This window comes from Prosthecobacter sp., from assembly GCF_044226605.1.
GTDB lineage: Bacteria > Verrucomicrobiota > Verrucomicrobiia > Verrucomicrobiales > Verrucomicrobiaceae > Prosthecobacter.
Map to the genome: position 1 here is coordinate 200,394 of NZ_JBGAGS010000010.1, position 14,866 is coordinate 215,259.

Annotated in this window: 15 protein-coding genes; 6 read left to right on the forward strand and 9 right to left on the reverse strand. The window is 60.6% G+C overall.

Features of this window, described 5'->3' with window-relative positions; translation table 11 throughout:
* Positions 1-2: 2 nt before the first annotated feature.
* Positions 3-302 (forward strand): hypothetical protein, encoded by a 300-nt coding sequence (locus ACILSO_RS15775; protein ID WP_395738390.1) that lies wholly within the window; start codon positions 3-5, stop codon positions 300-302.
* A gap of 45 nt (positions 303-347) precedes the next feature.
* On the opposite strand, the gene ACILSO_RS15780 is transcribed toward ACILSO_RS15775, so the two are convergent.
* Positions 348-1,564 (reverse strand): IS3 family transposase gene (locus tag ACILSO_RS15780; RefSeq protein WP_395737003.1). Its coding sequence is split into 2 segments (ribosomal slippage): positions 348-1,306 and positions 1,306-1,564, totalling 1,218 coding nucleotides; the frame shifts between segments, so codons are not numbered across the junction.
* Between the two features lie 483 nt (positions 1,565-2,047).
* The gene (locus ACILSO_RS15785; RefSeq protein WP_395738391.1) at positions 2,048-2,722 is read right to left on the reverse strand and encodes a hypothetical protein; all 675 of its coding nucleotides are present in this window, start codon (positions 2,720-2,722) and stop codon (positions 2,048-2,050) included.
* Positions 2,723-3,025: 303 nt separating this feature from the next.
* Between ACILSO_RS15785 and ACILSO_RS15790 the strand changes: the two genes are divergently transcribed.
* Entirely contained in the window at positions 3,026-3,631 is a 606-nt protein-coding gene (locus tag ACILSO_RS15790) for a fatty acid desaturase CarF family protein (protein WP_395738392.1), read from the forward strand.
* A 67-nt stretch (positions 3,632-3,698) separates the two neighbouring features.
* On the opposite strand, the gene ACILSO_RS15795 is transcribed toward ACILSO_RS15790, so the two are convergent.
* On the reverse strand, positions 3,699-4,208 hold the full coding sequence (locus ACILSO_RS15795; protein WP_395738393.1) for a transcription elongation factor GreAB: 510 nt from the start codon (positions 4,206-4,208) through the stop codon (positions 3,699-3,701).
* Between the two features lie 54 nt (positions 4,209-4,262).
* Between ACILSO_RS15795 and ACILSO_RS15800 the strand changes: the two genes are divergently transcribed.
* Positions 4,263-4,883, forward strand: a complete 621-nt coding sequence (locus ACILSO_RS15800) for a prepilin-type N-terminal cleavage/methylation domain-containing protein (protein WP_395738394.1) — start codon at positions 4,263-4,265, stop codon at positions 4,881-4,883.
* Between the two features lie 9 nt (positions 4,884-4,892).
* On the opposite strand, the gene ACILSO_RS15805 is transcribed toward ACILSO_RS15800, so the two are convergent.
* From ACILSO_RS15805 to ACILSO_RS15825, 5 genes are all read right to left on the reverse strand, one after another.
* Complete coding sequence (locus tag ACILSO_RS15805; RefSeq protein WP_395738395.1) at positions 4,893-5,765, reverse strand: hypothetical protein; 873 nt, start codon at positions 5,763-5,765, stop codon at positions 4,893-4,895.
* Complete coding sequence (locus tag ACILSO_RS15810; protein ID WP_395738396.1) at positions 5,762-6,295, reverse strand: hypothetical protein; 534 nt, start codon at positions 6,293-6,295, stop codon at positions 5,762-5,764. Before ACILSO_RS15810 ends, ACILSO_RS15805 begins: the two co-directional genes overlap by 4 nt.
* A gap of 38 nt (positions 6,296-6,333) precedes the next feature.
* Positions 6,334-7,287, reverse strand: coding sequence for a substrate-binding domain-containing protein (locus tag ACILSO_RS15815; RefSeq protein WP_395738397.1), 954 nt, complete (start codon positions 7,285-7,287; stop codon positions 6,334-6,336).
* Between the two features lie 152 nt (positions 7,288-7,439).
* The gene (locus ACILSO_RS15820) at positions 7,440-9,686 is read right to left on the reverse strand and encodes an exo-beta-N-acetylmuramidase NamZ domain-containing protein (protein ID WP_395738398.1); all 2,247 of its coding nucleotides are present in this window, start codon (positions 9,684-9,686) and stop codon (positions 7,440-7,442) included.
* A 37-nt stretch (positions 9,687-9,723) separates the two neighbouring features.
* Entirely contained in the window at positions 9,724-11,088 is a 1,365-nt protein-coding gene (locus ACILSO_RS15825) for a sulfatase (protein ID WP_395738399.1), read from the reverse strand.
* A gap of 84 nt (positions 11,089-11,172) precedes the next feature.
* Here ACILSO_RS15825 and ACILSO_RS15830 point away from each other — a divergent pair, with 84 nt between their 5' ends.
* Positions 11,173-12,204: a leucine-rich repeat domain-containing protein gene (locus ACILSO_RS15830; RefSeq protein WP_395738400.1), complete on the forward strand. Its 1,032-nt coding sequence runs from the start codon at positions 11,173-11,175 to the stop codon at positions 12,202-12,204.
* Between the two features lie 55 nt (positions 12,205-12,259).
* Positions 12,260-12,856, forward strand: a complete 597-nt coding sequence (locus ACILSO_RS15835) for a cyclic nucleotide-binding domain-containing protein (protein ID WP_395738401.1) — start codon at positions 12,260-12,262, stop codon at positions 12,854-12,856.
* Between the two features lie 310 nt (positions 12,857-13,166).
* On the opposite strand, the gene rlmN is transcribed toward ACILSO_RS15835, so the two are convergent.
* On the reverse strand, positions 13,167-14,294 hold the full coding sequence (gene rlmN / locus ACILSO_RS15840; protein WP_395738402.1) for a 23S rRNA (adenine(2503)-C(2))-methyltransferase RlmN: 1,128 nt from the start codon (positions 14,292-14,294) through the stop codon (positions 13,167-13,169).
* 63 nt (positions 14,295-14,357) lie between these two features.
* On the opposite strand from rlmN, the gene ACILSO_RS15845 reads away from it, so the two are divergent.
* On the forward strand, positions 14,358-14,759 hold the full coding sequence (locus ACILSO_RS15845; protein ID WP_395738403.1) for a hypothetical protein: 402 nt from the start codon (positions 14,358-14,360) through the stop codon (positions 14,757-14,759).
* Positions 14,760-14,866 lie beyond the last annotated feature (107 nt).

The following is a 14,866-nucleotide window of genomic DNA, read 5'->3' on the forward strand; positions in this document are numbered from 1 at the left end:
AAATGAGTCCTCACTTCTCGATGTCTATTGAAACCACACATGTGTGGTTCACTGAAAAATGGAAGGTTTTGATGATTCTATTCAGCCTGTTTCCTCTCTTTGTTTCGATCTACGGCAGGCGTTACCAGAACAGTCCGTTTTGGATTTATCTCTTGGCCAATGCATTACTTGGAATACTTTTTCCAATATTCTTATCAAGTGATGAAAAAATGGCGATTGGACTGCCTGCTATTTTATTCGGCGTTTTTGCTTTTAAAGCACAACAGAGCCTGACTTTATATATGACAAATAATCCGGAGTAATGATATGCCTGCCAATTGATCTGCCCCCGGAGCTTGAGCCAGTTTCTATGAGAGTCTGACGGTGGCTAACGGCTTGGTTTGGGTGTTGTCTTTGTTCTTGGTTGTTGCGGGAACTGCGTTGCCTTTCGGTTGACGCAGCGTAGCGGAGTCGGCCGAAAGGCAACGCAGCGCGAACTCCGCCGGGGGCTCATACCCCAGAGCTGAATGCAGCCGCTGTTCATTGTAGCTGCGCCGATATTCTTTGCCCAGCACTTTTGCTTCTGCCAATGTGGCAAAGACCTCGCGGTTGAGCAGTTCATCTCTGAGGCGGCTGTTGAAGCTCTCGCTGTAAGCGTTCTGCCATGGGCTGCCCGGCTCGATGTAGAGCGTCTGGAAGCCCTGCTGCGCTATCCACTCCCTCACGGCTTTGGCGATGAACTCCGGACCGTTGTCGCTGCGGATGAACTGCGGCGCACGGCCGCGCTGGGCGATGGCGGCTTCCAGCACCCGCACCACATCTCTGGCATCCATCCGCCGCTCCACTTCCAACGCCACGCTCTCTCGCGTGAACTCGTCGCAGATCGGCAGCCATTTGAGCCTTTTGCCATCCACGGTCTGGTCAAACACGAAGTCATAACTCCACACTTCGTTGATGCGCGTGGCGCTGCGTCGTTGCGTGCTGTTGCCGCCGTGGCCCAGCCTGCGGCGCTTGTGCTGGCGTTGCGGCACTCGCAGCCCCTCCTGCCTCCAGAGGCGGGCCACGCGCTTACCGTTGACCTTCATGCCCTGCCTGCGCAGGTGTGCTGCGGCCATGCGATAACCACGTCGCGGATGCGCCGTGGCATAGCGGCGCAGCTCCGCCACGAGCTTCGCATCCCTCGCCGGGCGCGTGCATGCGTAACGCTGGGTCGAACGTGGCTGGCCAATGACCTGGCAGGCCCGGCGCTGCGACACCTGGAGCTTGCGCTCCAGGTGCGCGACTGCCTCGCGTTTGCGCGCCGGGCTCACCACTTTCCCTCCACCAGTTCCTTGAGCATCGCGTTGTCCAGCGCCTGGTCGGCCACAAGCTTCTTGAGCCTGCTGTTCTCCTGCTCAAGTTCCTTGAGCCGTTTGACGGTGCTTCGATCAGCGCCTCCATACTGCTCCTTCCACCGGTGGTAGGTCGGCACGCTCACTCCAATCTGCCGCGCCGCCTCCTCGGCGGTCTTGCCTCCGGCGATAAGCCCTGCGGCATCGCGCAGCTTCTTGATGATTTCCTCTGCTGTGTGTCTCTTGCGTTTCATGTCGTCTGATGATGCGCTTCGCGCACCTCAGACTCTCATAACACATGGCTCAGCTTTTGGGGAGCAGGTCACAATGAAGTCCCCATGATTGTCGGATTGGCGGTTTTCATTCTGGGGTGTCTTTACGCCATAATTCGGGGTTTTATTGTCGGGCCAAGGCTACCTGCCGCCGTGCTCCTGACAGGCATTTTGCTTTTGCTATCTATTTCATTCATAGCCGATTTTTACGTGAGGGCAGAGCCATCCCATTTCAGCTTTGATGAAGAACGCATGCTAATCGACATTTTACTGCATGCTACGATGTTGCTTATGCCATTGATCGCCGGAGTTTATGGGCTGGCAATATCGCGAGCTGAACGACAAATCTCGTGAGGAAGGCAGCTCATTGAACAGGCAAAGTGCCATCCATCAGACCGGCCTAAGCGCTCTGATTTTGGCCTGCCTCGCATGTGTCATGCGGCCGCTATCTGCCAGGTGATGCACTCAGGGCGGCATCGTCCAAACGATCAGATCAATGGGATACACCTGGCCGTCCACGTCGCTCTTGATGAAGTAGGTTTCGTTGGCGTCGAAGGCACCGATCTTGCCGCGACGCCAGGCATGAGGGCGCAGAGTCACGGCGACATCGCGCGACTCCTCCAGGGATTCCCAGCCATGCTGCATCATCCAGGCGCGGATTTCCTGCTCGGTGGGAGCGGAGCCGCTGATGAATGCCTGCGCGAGCAGCAGGCCTGAAACGTCAGCGCCAATCACATCCTCGAACACACAGCCGAATCCGAGCTGCTCCCAGCTGAGGCGCTCGCGCTCCATCGCCTGCTCGAGGGTGCCTGGGCCGTAGTCGATCATGCCGCGCTCATTGCGCGCCAGGATGCAGCCGAAGCCTGCGGTGCCGTAGCCGTTCTCTTCGCGTCCGCGCAGTTTGAGGATGCGGTTTTTTAGGTGGTTGTCCCAAAACAATACTGCTTCACCACGGCTGCCCACGATTTGATAGCGTGAACCTGATGGGCCGAGTTCCTCCCAATCCAACGTGCCATTGACCCTGCGACTGAGAATCTGCGCCGCCTGAAGCCAGCCGCCGCCTTTCTTTGTCAGACGGTCGATTTCGCGATCCACTGAAGGACCATCAACCAACCGTGCAAACTCGCGCTGGGTGAGCATGGAGGCCGTTGATTTGGGCTTTCATTTGGACCGACATCGTGCCTGCCTCGTCATCCTTCAAATGGCGACGCACCTGCTGATAGACCTCCTCATATGACAGCTCATGCCTGTTTTTGGGCGGCATACGCGTCTCCACCCCTGGCGGGGGCAGCTGGATGGAGGCGGGATCAAATGACATGAGGTAAAGGTATGGGAATCCCCACGGTGTGCAACCCGGAGTTCGGCTGTCATTGATCCCCTCAATCACACCTTCAAGAGTATCAATGTCCTGATTTACGAAGGGTGAGGCAGAGCTGCGGGGTCATGAAAGACCTTATCTTATTCTTTATGCAGGCGGCGGGCGTGGTGCTGGCGGCGGACTTTACGGCGGGGCTGGTGCACTGGTTTGAGGATGCGTATGTGCGCGAGGACACGCCGTGGCTGGGGCGGTGGCTGGGAAGGCCGAACATTGTGCATCATCATCTGCCGCGGCACATGACGCACAACACCTGGTGGGAGAGCAACAAGGAGCTGGTGATGACGATGAGTGTGCTGGTCATCGCGGCGGCATGGGCGGGCTGCCTGACATGGCATGTGTGGCTGTTTGCCGTGGTGGGCGGGAATGCGAACGAGGTGCACAAGTGGGCACACCGCACACGAAAGGAGAATGGGCGGGTGATCTCGCTGCTGCAGGACTGGCGGATTTTGCAGACGCCGCAGCACCATGCGGTGCATCACACGAACCCGAAGGACGTGCACTACTGCCCGGTGACGAATGTGCTGAATCCGGTGCTGGACACGCTGCGATTCTGGGAGGGGCTGGAGTGGGTGCTGGCGCATGCGGCGGGGTTGAAGCGGCAGCCGGACAGTTCGGTGCCTGGGCAGGGCCGTGCGCCGGAGTGGATTGTGGAGATGCGGCGGGCGAGGTGAAATCGAGCGGAACGCAGGAGCCGCACTCGGAGAGTGCGGACCACTTCGCGGTGGGTGCTCGAAGACTCTATTGGACTGTGGCTATCCTGGCAGAGAGGCCGGGCTGCATGGGAATAGACTCCCCTGCCCGCCTGCCCATGAGCTTTTGTCCGAGTGCGGAGGCGGGGGTGATGACGACGACTTCGCTGCCCTCGTGGGTGATCTCGGTGCCGCCAGCGAAGGGGCCGAGGAAGTAGTACGTGGTCTCTCCGGACAGGGACAAACTTACCAGTGCGCCGAGTGTGACGGCGGCGCCTGATTCCAACTCATGCCCGGAGAGAGCGCCGAAAGCCTGCACGGCCTGCTGCAGCTCTGCCACGCGCTGGGCCTGACCGCGGGCAACGTAGGAAGCCTCCAGCGTGCGAGTGTCGTATTTGTTTTCGGCCTTGCTGTCAGGATCTGTGGCGGCGGCGAAGGCACCCTGCGCGGCGCGGGTGAGTGCGGCGAGCTCGGCAGTGAGCACGGAGAGGATTTGAGCGAGGACGGAGGATTTGTTCACAGGAGGCGAGCCGTTCCGATGTTTCGGGAGCGGGATCAAGGGTGAAAAAATGGGGATTGACCCTGGAGGGCGATTTCCGGTAAAATCCTTCTCATGAAAACGCACCGGCAATCTGTTCAGGGCGCATTCACCCTGATCGAAATACTTATTACGATCACCATCGTGGCAATCCTCGCCAGCCTCACGGTAGCAGGGATCGGCCATGCGATTGACCAAGCGAACCGTTTGAAAGTGCGAACGGTGGTAACGGAGATCAAGAACGGCATCGAGACCTATTACACGGAGTACAACCGCTATCCTGTGAGCTCCAATTTAGCAGGGGCGAATGGCGAGGACGGGCCGGAGCTGCTGACGGATGGCAGCAGCCCTGTGGTGGATGCACTGATGGGCATTCCGCCAGCATCCAGCGGCACGCCGGATCTGAATCCGAAGCGGACGCAGTATTCCAACTTTGTTCCGGCAAACGGAGACCGCCACGGGCTGGTGGGCGCGGCGCGGCCCTACAGGCTGAATGACATGTATGGCAGGCCCTACCACATCCTGCTGGACACGAATGGTGACAACCAGGTGAAGAACCCTGACACCGCCAACGCCGATCCGAAGATCTCGCAGAATCAAGCGGCGCATCTGGTGATGAAGGTGGCGGTGTACAGCAGCGGAAAAGACCAGACGCCGCTGACGAGTGATGACATCACCTCCTGGCGGCCGAAATGACCCGCCGTGCTACTTTCCCGCGGCCTTGAAAACTTCGGGGTGATCCAGCAGCATTTTCTTCAGCCGCGACACCTGCACCACGGGGCAGTCCGGCGGGATCCATGAGGCTTGTTCGATGGCATCGCGCCCGCCAATGGTGCCGACGATGACATACGCGCCGAGCAGCGTGCCCAGCATGTCCGGGTGCGTGCCGTCCTCTGCGTACAGAGAAAGTGCGGGGTAGAGATCGTGCACCATCCACCAGAAATCTCCCACGGGGCTGACGAGCACCTGTGCGCCGGGATTTTTCTCCAGCGCGGCATTCACGGCGTTCACATTGGCGCGGTGGATGCGGGCGCGGGCTTCCTCCGGAGTGCTGCCGGTGAGAAGGGCGTCCTCCGACTTTTCCTTCCACAGTTTTTCATGCCGCGCCCAGACCTGAAAGTCCACGATGAGGATCTGCGGATTCACTTCCCGCGCGGCAGCCACGAGCCTGGCAAGGCCGGTATTCATCATCTGGGCCACCGGCGGCTGGACGGCGGCGACGGCAGAGACGATGCTCTGCTCCTGCACCACAAGTACATCCCAGGGCCGGCCGTCATCGGCGCCTTTTTTGAGAAGATCCATCGCGGTTTGATCCGCCGCATGCTCCTCCAGTTTGAAGCTGCCGCGCAGGTAGCTGCTGATGTGGGGAGCCAGCAGTTTGGAAGACAGCAGCAGCTCTCCCACCATGGAGGGAAGCTGATGATGCGCCGTGTAGCTGTTGCCGAGGAAAAGGATGCGGACGTGAGGCACCTCCGGGGCGGCGGGTTCGGCGCTGAAAACGCATGCGGTGAAAGCCGCGAAGAGGGCGGCGATCACCGCGACTGACGGGACCTGCTTTTTCATCGTCGGTTTGTTCACGGCCTGCAAAGTTTGTCCGCCAGCATCTCGGCTTTTTCATTTCCTTCCTTCGCGGCGACGTGGCCGACGACGCGGGATTTATCTTTGTCGAGCCGGATGATGACGAGGGTTTCGATGGGTGTCTGCTTTGCGTCGTCTGCGCTGGAGCGCATGCGGTAGATGATGGCGTAAGGCACAAAGGCGCCGCCCCGGCGGAGGCCGCGCCACTGCACGACATCGTTGGCCTTGGCCGGGAACTGACCCGGGCAGGCGGTGAGGGTGTCGTTCATGAGGTCGGTCTTCCGGCCGTCATACAGGAGATTGATCCAGCTCCGGAGATCGCCGCCTTCATGGATGACCTGATAGCCCGCGAGGCCGGGGCAGAGATGCCTGAAGTGATCGATCTCGGGGTCTTTCTCGCGAGCGGAGTCTTCGAGGATTTTGACCTTTTTGGGATCGGTGGTGGTGAATTCGGAATCAGGCTTTGGATCGGCGGCGAAGGCCAGCGCTGAGCTGAAGGCAAAGAATAAAAGCAAGGAGAGCGATCTCATAAGAAAAGGAAACCACAGACCGGCGGGCTGCATCAGGATTATTTCAGTGAAGCATCCGCAGCACCATCGGCTTTGCGATACAAGCTTGTGGGAATGAGCATCTGCGGCGGCAGATCCTCGCCTTTGGAATGGCGCAGGAAGGCGCGCACCACCTCCATGCCCATCTTGTCAGGGAACTGGATCGGGTCGGCGTAGATCTTGCCGTCTTTGATGGCCTGCTTGCCCTCGGGCTGACCATCAAAGCCGATGATGACGACCTTGTCTGCCTTGCCGGCTTTTTCCAGAGCGCCGCGGGCACCGAGAGCGCCAGGATCATTGATGGCGAAGATGCCGACGAGGTCTGGCTGCGCCTGCAGCATGTCCTCGGTGGCCTTGTAGCCTTTGTCATTCGCGCCGCCGCAGTCGAGCTCGCTGACGATCTCGATTTTTTGTGGAGCGGTGGCGTTGTGGGCGGCGAGGACTTCCTTGAAGCCTTTTACGCGGAGGATGCAGGACTCCACCTGCTTCATGTCCAGCACGCCGATTTTGCCCCCCTGCCCTTTCAGCGCCTCGATCATGGCCTGGGCTGCCATCTTTCCGCCGCCGAAGTTGTCCGTGGCGACCTGGGTGACGATCTTCACGCCGGGTTCGTTGCAAGGGATGTCCACCGTGAAGACGGGGATGCCTGCTGCATTGGCCTCCTGGATGACCGGCACGATGCCTTTGGAGTCTGCCGGACTGAGCACAATGGCGGCTGCTTTTTTGACGATGAAGTCCTTCATCTGGTTGCTCTGCCGCGCGACGTCTCCGTCCGCGCTGACGACCAGTGCTTCGTAACCGTGTTTGGCGGCCTCGGCAGCGATGTTGTCGCCGATGACTTTGAAGAAAGGATTCTGCAGGGTGAGCAAGGAGACGCCGATGGTGCCTTTCGAGGCGGCGGCTGGTTTGTCGGAGGTTTTGCCGCAGGCGGCAAGGACGAGGGCGCAGAGGAGAAGGAAGCGGCGGGATTTCATTGTGGGCATGGTAGCATAGACCCGCCCGGTGGGTGCAAGTCATCTCCCGTGGGAATTCTCAGGTAAGTGAGGTGGGAATGCCTGGGAGTCTGGGGGACAAGGGGGCGCTGACCGACAGACAGGAGTGTCTGTCGTACTTCTGAAATGGCGCGTCAGTATCGCAGAAAGCTTTTGCGGCGGACTTCGAATGCCTGCGTCTCAGCCTCCCAGCCTGCGACCACTTTTTTCCAGGCATCGCCCTCGCGCATTGAGTTCACACTGGCCTTCCGGTTGAGCAGTGTGTCCACGAGGGCCAGTTTGAATTCTTTGGGGTAAAGACGCTGGAGAGTGCAGGCGATGGCGATGCCCGCCTCAACTGGGTGCAATGCGGTACGGTCTGTGATGGCGATGCGGACGCCGCCGCAGGTTTCTCCTTTGAAGACGCTGGCGGTTGGGGTGAACCGCATGGGGGTGAACTGCACGCCGGGGAGGCCGAGCTTGTTGAGCTCGTAGGAGAGGCGCAGGTCATCCACATAGGGCGCGCCGAGAACTTCAAAGGGAGTGTCGGTGCCACGGCCGACGCTGATGCTGAACTCCAGCAAGCCGATACCAGGATATAGCAGCGCGGCGTTCAGGGTGCGCATGTTGGGGGAGGGATTGATCCAGGGGAGGCCGGTTTGATCTGAGAGCATGTGGCGCTGCCAGCCTTCGACGGGGATGATTTTCAAATCACAGTTCAAGCCGCGCTCGGCGTTCATCATTGCGGCGAGTTCGCCGGCGGTCATGCCGTGGCGCAGGGGGATGGCATGGGTGGCTGTGGGTTTCTCGGCATCGATGACCGCGGGGCCTTCCACGACGAGGCCGCCGATGGGATTCACGCGATCCAAAACGTAGAAGGCTTTTTTGGCCTTGGCAGCGGACTCCATGCAGAGACGCATGGTGCCGATGTAAGTGTAGAAGCGGCAGCCGATGTCCTGGATGTCGAAGACGAGGGCGTCGATGTCGGCGAGCTGTTCGGTGGTGGGCGCACGCTTTTCTCCGAAGAGGCTGAGCACGGGAAGACCGGTCTTTTTGTCCACCGAGTTGCTGATTTTTTCCTGGTCGAGTTCGCCACGGATGCCGTGCTCCGGGCTGAAGAGTTTTTTTAACTTCACCTCAGGCGCGTTGGCCAGGAGATCGATGGTGCTGCGGCGTTGGGCATCGATGCCGGTTTGATTGGTGATGAGGCCGATGCGCTTGCCGCGCAGATCGGAGAACTTGCGGCGAACGAGAACGTCGATGCCATTGAGCACGGTCGGGACTTCTTTTTCATCGCGGGGCCAGGGCGGGCCGCTGGTGAGTTTGAGGGTGGTGCATTGCGCGGCCGCGGTGCCGATGTCTTCGTACAAGTCGCGCACGCTGCCTTTGCCATTGGGGTGGAGGCGCGAGCTCATGAGAATGACGAAGGTCTGTGAGGGAGGATCGATCCACAGGCTGGTGCCGGTGAAGCCGGTGTGGCCGAAGGTGCCGATGGGGAATGTTTTGCCGCGCGGGCGGCTGAAGGGGGAGTCGATGTCCCAGCCGAGGCCGCGGCGCTCAAAGACGGTGGCGATGGTCTGCGGCGTGGTCATGAGCTTGATGGTCTCCGGTTTGAGCACACCGGCACCGCCGTGGAGGATCATGCGGGCGTATTTGGCGAGATCTCCTGCCGTGGTGAAAAGGCCGGCATGACCGGTGACGCCGCCCATTTTGCGCGAGGTGGGATCGTGCACGACGCCACGCAGCATGACGCCGCTCTCGTCTTTTTCGGTGGGGGCGATGCGTGGCTTCCAATCGTCCGGCGGCAGGAAGCGTGTGGAGTCCATGTGCAAAGGCTCGAAGACATGCTTCGTGGCAAACTCATTTAATTTCATGCCGCTGACGCGCTGAACGATTTCACCGAGGAGGATGAAGTTGATGTCCGAGTAGCGGAAGAAGCGGTCGGGCGGGCCGTCGGGCTCAGAGGCGACGGCGCGGGCGATGCCTGTGGCGTAACCGGTCCACTCCGGCTCTCTGGGAATGCCGGGTTTGAAGCCGGAGGTGTGGGTGAGCAGATGGCGGACGGTGATGCCCGCGCGGAACTCCGGGATGTAGGTCCGCACTTCGGCCTCGAGACTGATTTTTCCCTGCTCCATCAAGAGTAGCACGCATGGCAACGTGGCCACGACCTTGGTGAGAGAAGCGGCGTCGAAGATGGTGTCTTCGGTCATGGCCTCTCTGACCGGCACGAGAGTGCGCTGGCCTTCGACGAGGGTGAGTTTTTTCTCACCGGTTTCAAACCACAGCACGGCACCGGGCGGGTTTCCTTTGGCGACGGCTTTGCCGATGACCGTGCGCAGGGGATCGAACTCGTCCGCGCAAGCGAAAGAGCACAGGAGAAGGAAGCTGAGAAGGCGCTGCATGAGGAATCGCATCCTGCCAGAAACGCCGCTTGGCTGCCTAATTCTTTTTCTTCTTCGCCGCCGGCTTGCCCTGCTTGGGGCTTTCGAAAATGGGGGCGATGGTGCCTTTTTCCCATTCGGCGATGGCAGCGACGAGGTCTTTCACCACCTCAGGCTTTTCAGCGGCGAGGTTTTTGGATTCGCCAATGTCGGTGGAGAGGTCGTACAACTCAGGCTCCGCTTTGCCGAGGCGGACGAGCTTCATGCTGCCACGGCGCACGGCGTTGTTACCACCGGGGCCATTAGTGCGCCAGAATAGGGTGTCGTGCGGTGCGCCAGATTTTTCGCCGCCGAGGAAGGGCAGCAGATTGACGCCATCGAGGTTGTTCGGAGTGAGTGTTGCGGAGTCCGCGGCGGCGAGGGAGGTGGGCAGGAAGTCGAGAGCAATGACGGGCTGCTCGTATTTGCCGGGTTTGATTTTGGCGGGCCAGCTGACGAGGAAGGGCACGCGCATACCGCCTTCATAGACCATGCCTTTGGCGCCGCGCAGCGGGGAGTTGTTGGTGAAGTTGGTGCCGGTGCGGCCTTGCAAGTTTGGGCCGCCGTTGTCGCTGACGAAATAGATGAGCGTGTTGTCGCCCTGCTTGGTGGTCTCGAGTTGAGTGAGAACGGCACCGATGGCCTCGTCCATGGCTGAGACCATGGCGGCGTAGGTCTGGCGGCTTTTGTCGGCAATCTGCGAGTACTTATCCAGCCACTTCTGCGGTGCCTGAAGGGGGGTGTGGGGAGCATTGAAGGCGAGGTAAAGCATCCAGGGCTTGGACTCGCCGGAGTGACGGCTGATGAAGGACGAGGCTTCATCGCCGAACTGCTCGGTGAGGTACTTGGTCTGGGCCTCATCCTTGCCGTTGCGGTTCAGCGGGATGTTGTATTCCGCACCACCGCTAGTGCCCGGGACATACATGTGCCCGCCACCGAGAGCGCCGAAGTATTCGTCAAAGCCGCGCTTGTTGGGGTGGAACTGCGGATGCGCGCCGAGGTGCCACTTGCCCACGGCACCGGTGGTGTAGCCTGCTTTCTGCATGAGGTGCGGGTAGGTCGTCTCGGTGAGCGGCAGGCCGGCGACGGTGTCCTGAGGCAGCCAGGCGGGATTGTTCTCATGACCAAAGCGGTGCTGGTAGCGGCCGGTCATGATGCCCGCGCGCGTAGGGCTGCAGAAGGGATGCGAGACGTAGCCATTGGTGCAGACGAGGCTGCGCGCCGCAAGCTTGTCGAGATTGGGCGTGGTGATCTCCTTGGAGCCCTGAAAGCCGACATCGTTGTAGCCGAGATCGTCCGCGACGATGAGCAGCACGTTGGGTTTGGCAGCGAGGGCCGGGGAGGCCAGGAGCAGCAGGGATGCGAGGAGAAGGAGAGGGCGCATGGTGGTGAGGCGAAAACGTCCATTTGCCGTTCTTGTTTCACTTCCGGCTTGCATCGCCCGGGGAAATCCGGCATGCCCATTGGCATGAAGCCCAACCTGCCGCTCGTCCTGCTCCTGCCTCTTTTCCTGACCCAGTGTGGTGATGAGGCCAAAAAACCTGTGGATGCACCCAAGCCGGTGGCGGAAAAGCAGGGCGGTGAACAGCAGGCAGCGGAAAAGCCGGTGATGGAAAAGGCGGTGGCGGAAAAGCAGCCGATGGAAAAGCAGCCGATGACGGCGGCTCCTGCTGACGCCAAGCCAGAGCCTGCCACAGCTGCGCCTGCACCTGCCAAGGACGCACCGAAGAAGGTGTACTGGACGGAGCAGATGATGCACACGGAGATCAAGTACCACAACCCGACGTACATGGGAGAGGGACAGTTCAACATCCAGGCCGGGGACGTGGTGGCGCTGAGCCTGAAGGGGGCAAAGATCGAAAATGCAAAGTTTCTCGAACACATCGAACCGGTGGTGCTGGATCTGAGCGAAACGCCGATCACCGACCTGCGGCCGCTGCAGGGCAAGAAGCTGGTGGAGCTGTACCTTGAGGACACGAAGGTGCGGGATCTGTCTCCGCTGCGTGGCATGCCGCTGGAAAAGCTGTACCTGAGCCGCACGCCGGTGGAAAATCTGGCGGCGCTGGAAAACATGCCGCTGAAGGAACTGAATGCGCTCGGCTGCCCGATCGGAGATCTTTCGGGGATCGCCAAATGCCCGATCCAGATGCTGTGGCTGACGAACTGCCCGGTGGAGGACATCCGTCCGCTGAAAACGGTGCCGATGATCAGCCTGACTCTGCAGGGCACGCGGGTGAAGGATCTGACTCCGCTGGCAGGCACGGACCTTCAGCGTCTGCACATCGCGGAGACGCCGGTGACGGATCTGTCACCTTTGAAAGGAATGAAGCTCTCGCGGCTGGTCTTCACACCGGCCAACATCAAGGCGGGGATCGATGTGGCGAAGGCGCTGCCGCTGGAGAAAATCGGCACGCGATTTGACGACGGAGGAAATGATCTGATGTCTCCGAGCGATTTCTGGCCTGCGTATGACGCGGCGGTGAAGGCTGCCGGAAAATGACGGAAATTTGTCTTGTCCCCACGGCCTTCCTCCTGACAGAATCCCTGCATATTCAATGAAAGAATTCGCTTACATCCACGACGAGAAGCACAGCCCGTCGCCCCTGCGCGCGGTGCCTGCTCTCGCCAGTTTTAGCGATGACCAGCTTGATGATGTGCTCAATTCCAGCAGCCTGCTGCAATGCGAGCCGGGAGACCATATCATCCAAGAGGGCAGCATCGACTCCCGCATCTACGTCCTGCTCAGTGGTGAGCTGGAGGTGCGGGTCGGCAGCAAGAAAGTGGCTGCCATCACCCGGATCGGGGAAGTTTTTGGCGAGCTGGCGCTCGTGAACCATGACAAGCGTCTGGCGTCCGTGATCGCCTCCAACAAGGCGGTGTGCCTGGCGGTGGACCAGAAGTTTCTGCAGGACATCCATCCGCGTGAAGAGGATCCGGATTTCCATGCGGCGTTGTATGAATTTGTGGCGCGACTGGTGGTGCGGAAGCTGGAGGCGACGTCCAAGCGTCTGGCGGAAGTGGAGAAGGAACTGCGTGAGCTGAAGGAGGCGAATGCCACGGCTGCGGCCAAACCGGTGGCGTCTGCACCGAAGCTGAAGCGGCCGGTGAAGCGTGCGCCGTCTGCGGCGAGGAAGCCGGCGCGGGTGAGGTAGTTTGGAGCAAGAGGAGTTCGTTTAACTCCGCGAGAGAGGCTGGGGCATTTGGACCAGTTCTTGGAAGGGATGTTTGTGGGCTGGTCGTCGGGCTTGGCGTTGGAGAGCGCTGATCGACAAACAAGAGTGTCTGTCGTACTCCAATCCTGCTGCGCTGGAGCGGATGGAAACCAAGCGTTTCGTGTGAGTGACGGGCCAGAAACCGCACTCGGAGAGTGCGGACCACCACACGGGTGAGCCATGCGGGGACCTGTGAAGATAGGGTGGCGAGGCGACGCTCGGCGGCGGTTGGGGGACCAACCGCCCTACCTTAGTCGATGCCGCCGCCGATGGTGATGCGTTTGGCGGGGATGGGGGACTCGATGATGCCGAGTTCAGTTTCCTGCTTGAGGCGGAGCTGGCCGCAGGCGGCGGAGATGTCGTGGCCTTTTTCGCGGCGGAGGGTGGCGGTGACGCCGGCGTTGGTGAGGACGGCGAGGAAGGCATCCTGGCTGGCTTCGCTGGGGCGGACCCAGTCGAGGCCGTCAACGGTGTTGTAGGGGATGAGGTTCACCTTGGCATTGGCGGCACGGGCGCGTTTGGCAAGGGCCTGGGCCTGCTGGAGGCTGTCGTTCACATTGGCGATGAGGATGAACTCGAAGGTGAGGAACTGCTTCCGCTTTTGATTCCAGTAGTCGAGGGCTTCGAAGAGCTCGGCCAGGGCGTACTTGCGGTTCACGGGCATGATTTTTTCACGCACTTCATCGGTGGCGCCGTGGAGGGAAATGGCGAGGCGGATCTGCAGGGGGAAGTCGGCGAGTTTTTTGATCTGCGGGGCGAGGCCGCTGGTGCTGACGGTCATGTGGCGCGCGCCGATGCCGATGCCCCACTCGGCATTGAGGATCTCGATGGCCTTGGTGACGTTGGAGAAATTGGCGAGGGGCTCGCCCATGCCCATGAAGACGAGATTGTCCACGCGCTCACCGGCGTAGGCTTCGACCTGGACGATCTGCTCGACGATTTCGGCGGCGGTGAGATTGCGGGTAAAGCCGGCGAGGCCGCTGGCGCAGAATTTGCAGTCGTAGGCGCAGCCGACCTGGCTGGAGACGCAGAGGGTGCGGCGATCGGAAGCGCCGCCGTAGAGGGCGGGATTGGCCGGGATGAGCACGGTCTCGACATAGCGGCCGTCGTGGAGCTTGAGGAGGAATTTGCGCGTGGTGTCAGCAGAGCCTGTGACCTTGGCAATGGTCATGGTGCGGGTGACGAAGCGGGTGGCAAGGGCTTCGCGCGTGGCTTTGGGCAGATTCGTCATGGCCTCAAAGGTGGCGGCGCGTTTGGCGAAGACCCATTCGACGAGCTGTTTGGCGCGGAAGGCGGGCTGGCCCAGCTCTGTGAACACGGCAGAAATCTCCTCCGGCTTCATGCCGAGGAGTCCCTGGGGTGCGGGGGGCGTAGTCATCAGCGCACTATGCGCGTTGAAATGAACATTTGAAATTCGAGATTTGGGTTTGATGCTAAGGGCATGGGAATTCCCGGACTCATCGCGCTGATTGTCATGGTCGTCCTGATCGGCGTTGGCATTGGGATTGGCCTGTTTGCCTGCATGATCGCGGCAGGGCTGGCGATGCTTGGCGTGGTGTCGAGTTCGGTGGCGCTGGGGTTTTTCACCAAACGGCCGGCCACGGCGGTGCGGGCGCTGCTGCTGCAGTGCGGCATTCTGGCGGGCATTCCCGCTGGTGCGGTGACGGCGTGGGTGGGACGGGCGTTTCTGGACAAGGTGGACGCGAGCTGGATGATCGCCGTGTATGGCGCGATCGGCGGCGCATTTGCAGGCGCGGTGCTGGCGCTGCTGCTGGATTTTATTTTCCGACGCACGCATGCGTGGGTGGAGCAGCGGGTGAAGCGGAAGGCGCTGGTGGGGTAGGTGGCGATGGAATCGCACGCTAGCGGATGGGATGATGGCCCCTCACCCCAACCCTCTGACTCACTACGTTCGCCCTTCGGGCTGCCTGTGGCAGTCTATCTTCGCTT

Excerpts from the sequence above, each read along its gene's own strand:
- ACILSO_RS15845 (WP_395738403.1), top strand. The coding sequence starts at position 14,358 with ATGGGAATTCCCGGACTCATCGCGCTGATTGTCATGGTCGTCCTGATC.
- ACILSO_RS15810 (WP_395738396.1), bottom strand. The coding sequence starts at position 6,295 with ATGAGATCGCTCTCCTTGCTTTTATTCTTTGCCTTCAGCTCAGCGCTG.
- ACILSO_RS15815 (WP_395738397.1), bottom strand. The coding sequence starts at position 7,287 with ATGAAATCCCGCCGCTTCCTTCTCCTCTGCGCCCTCGTCCTTGCCGCC.
- ACILSO_RS15800 (WP_395738394.1), top strand. The coding sequence starts at position 4,263 with ATGAAAACGCACCGGCAATCTGTTCAGGGCGCATTCACCCTGATCGAA.
- ACILSO_RS15830 (WP_395738400.1), top strand. The coding sequence starts at position 11,173 with ATGAAGCCCAACCTGCCGCTCGTCCTGCTCCTGCCTCTTTTCCTGACC.
- ACILSO_RS15785 (WP_395738391.1), bottom strand. The coding sequence starts at position 2,722 with ATGCTCACCCAGCGCGAGTTTGCACGGTTGGTTGATGGTCCTTCAGTG.
- ACILSO_RS15835 (WP_395738401.1), top strand. The coding sequence starts at position 12,260 with ATGAAAGAATTCGCTTACATCCACGACGAGAAGCACAGCCCGTCGCCC.
- ACILSO_RS15820 (WP_395738398.1), bottom strand. The coding sequence starts at position 9,686 with ATGCAGCGCCTTCTCAGCTTCCTTCTCCTGTGCTCTTTCGCTTGCGCG.
- rlmN (WP_395738402.1), bottom strand. The coding sequence starts at position 14,294 with ATGACTACGCCCCCCGCACCCCAGGGACTCCTCGGCATGAAGCCGGAG.
- ACILSO_RS15775 (WP_395738390.1), top strand. The coding sequence starts at position 3 with ATGAGTCCTCACTTCTCGATGTCTATTGAAACCACACATGTGTGGTTC.
- ACILSO_RS15790 (WP_395738392.1), top strand. The coding sequence starts at position 3,026 with ATGAAAGACCTTATCTTATTCTTTATGCAGGCGGCGGGCGTGGTGCTG.
- ACILSO_RS15825 (WP_395738399.1), bottom strand. The coding sequence starts at position 11,088 with ATGCGCCCTCTCCTTCTCCTCGCATCCCTGCTGCTCCTGGCCTCCCCG.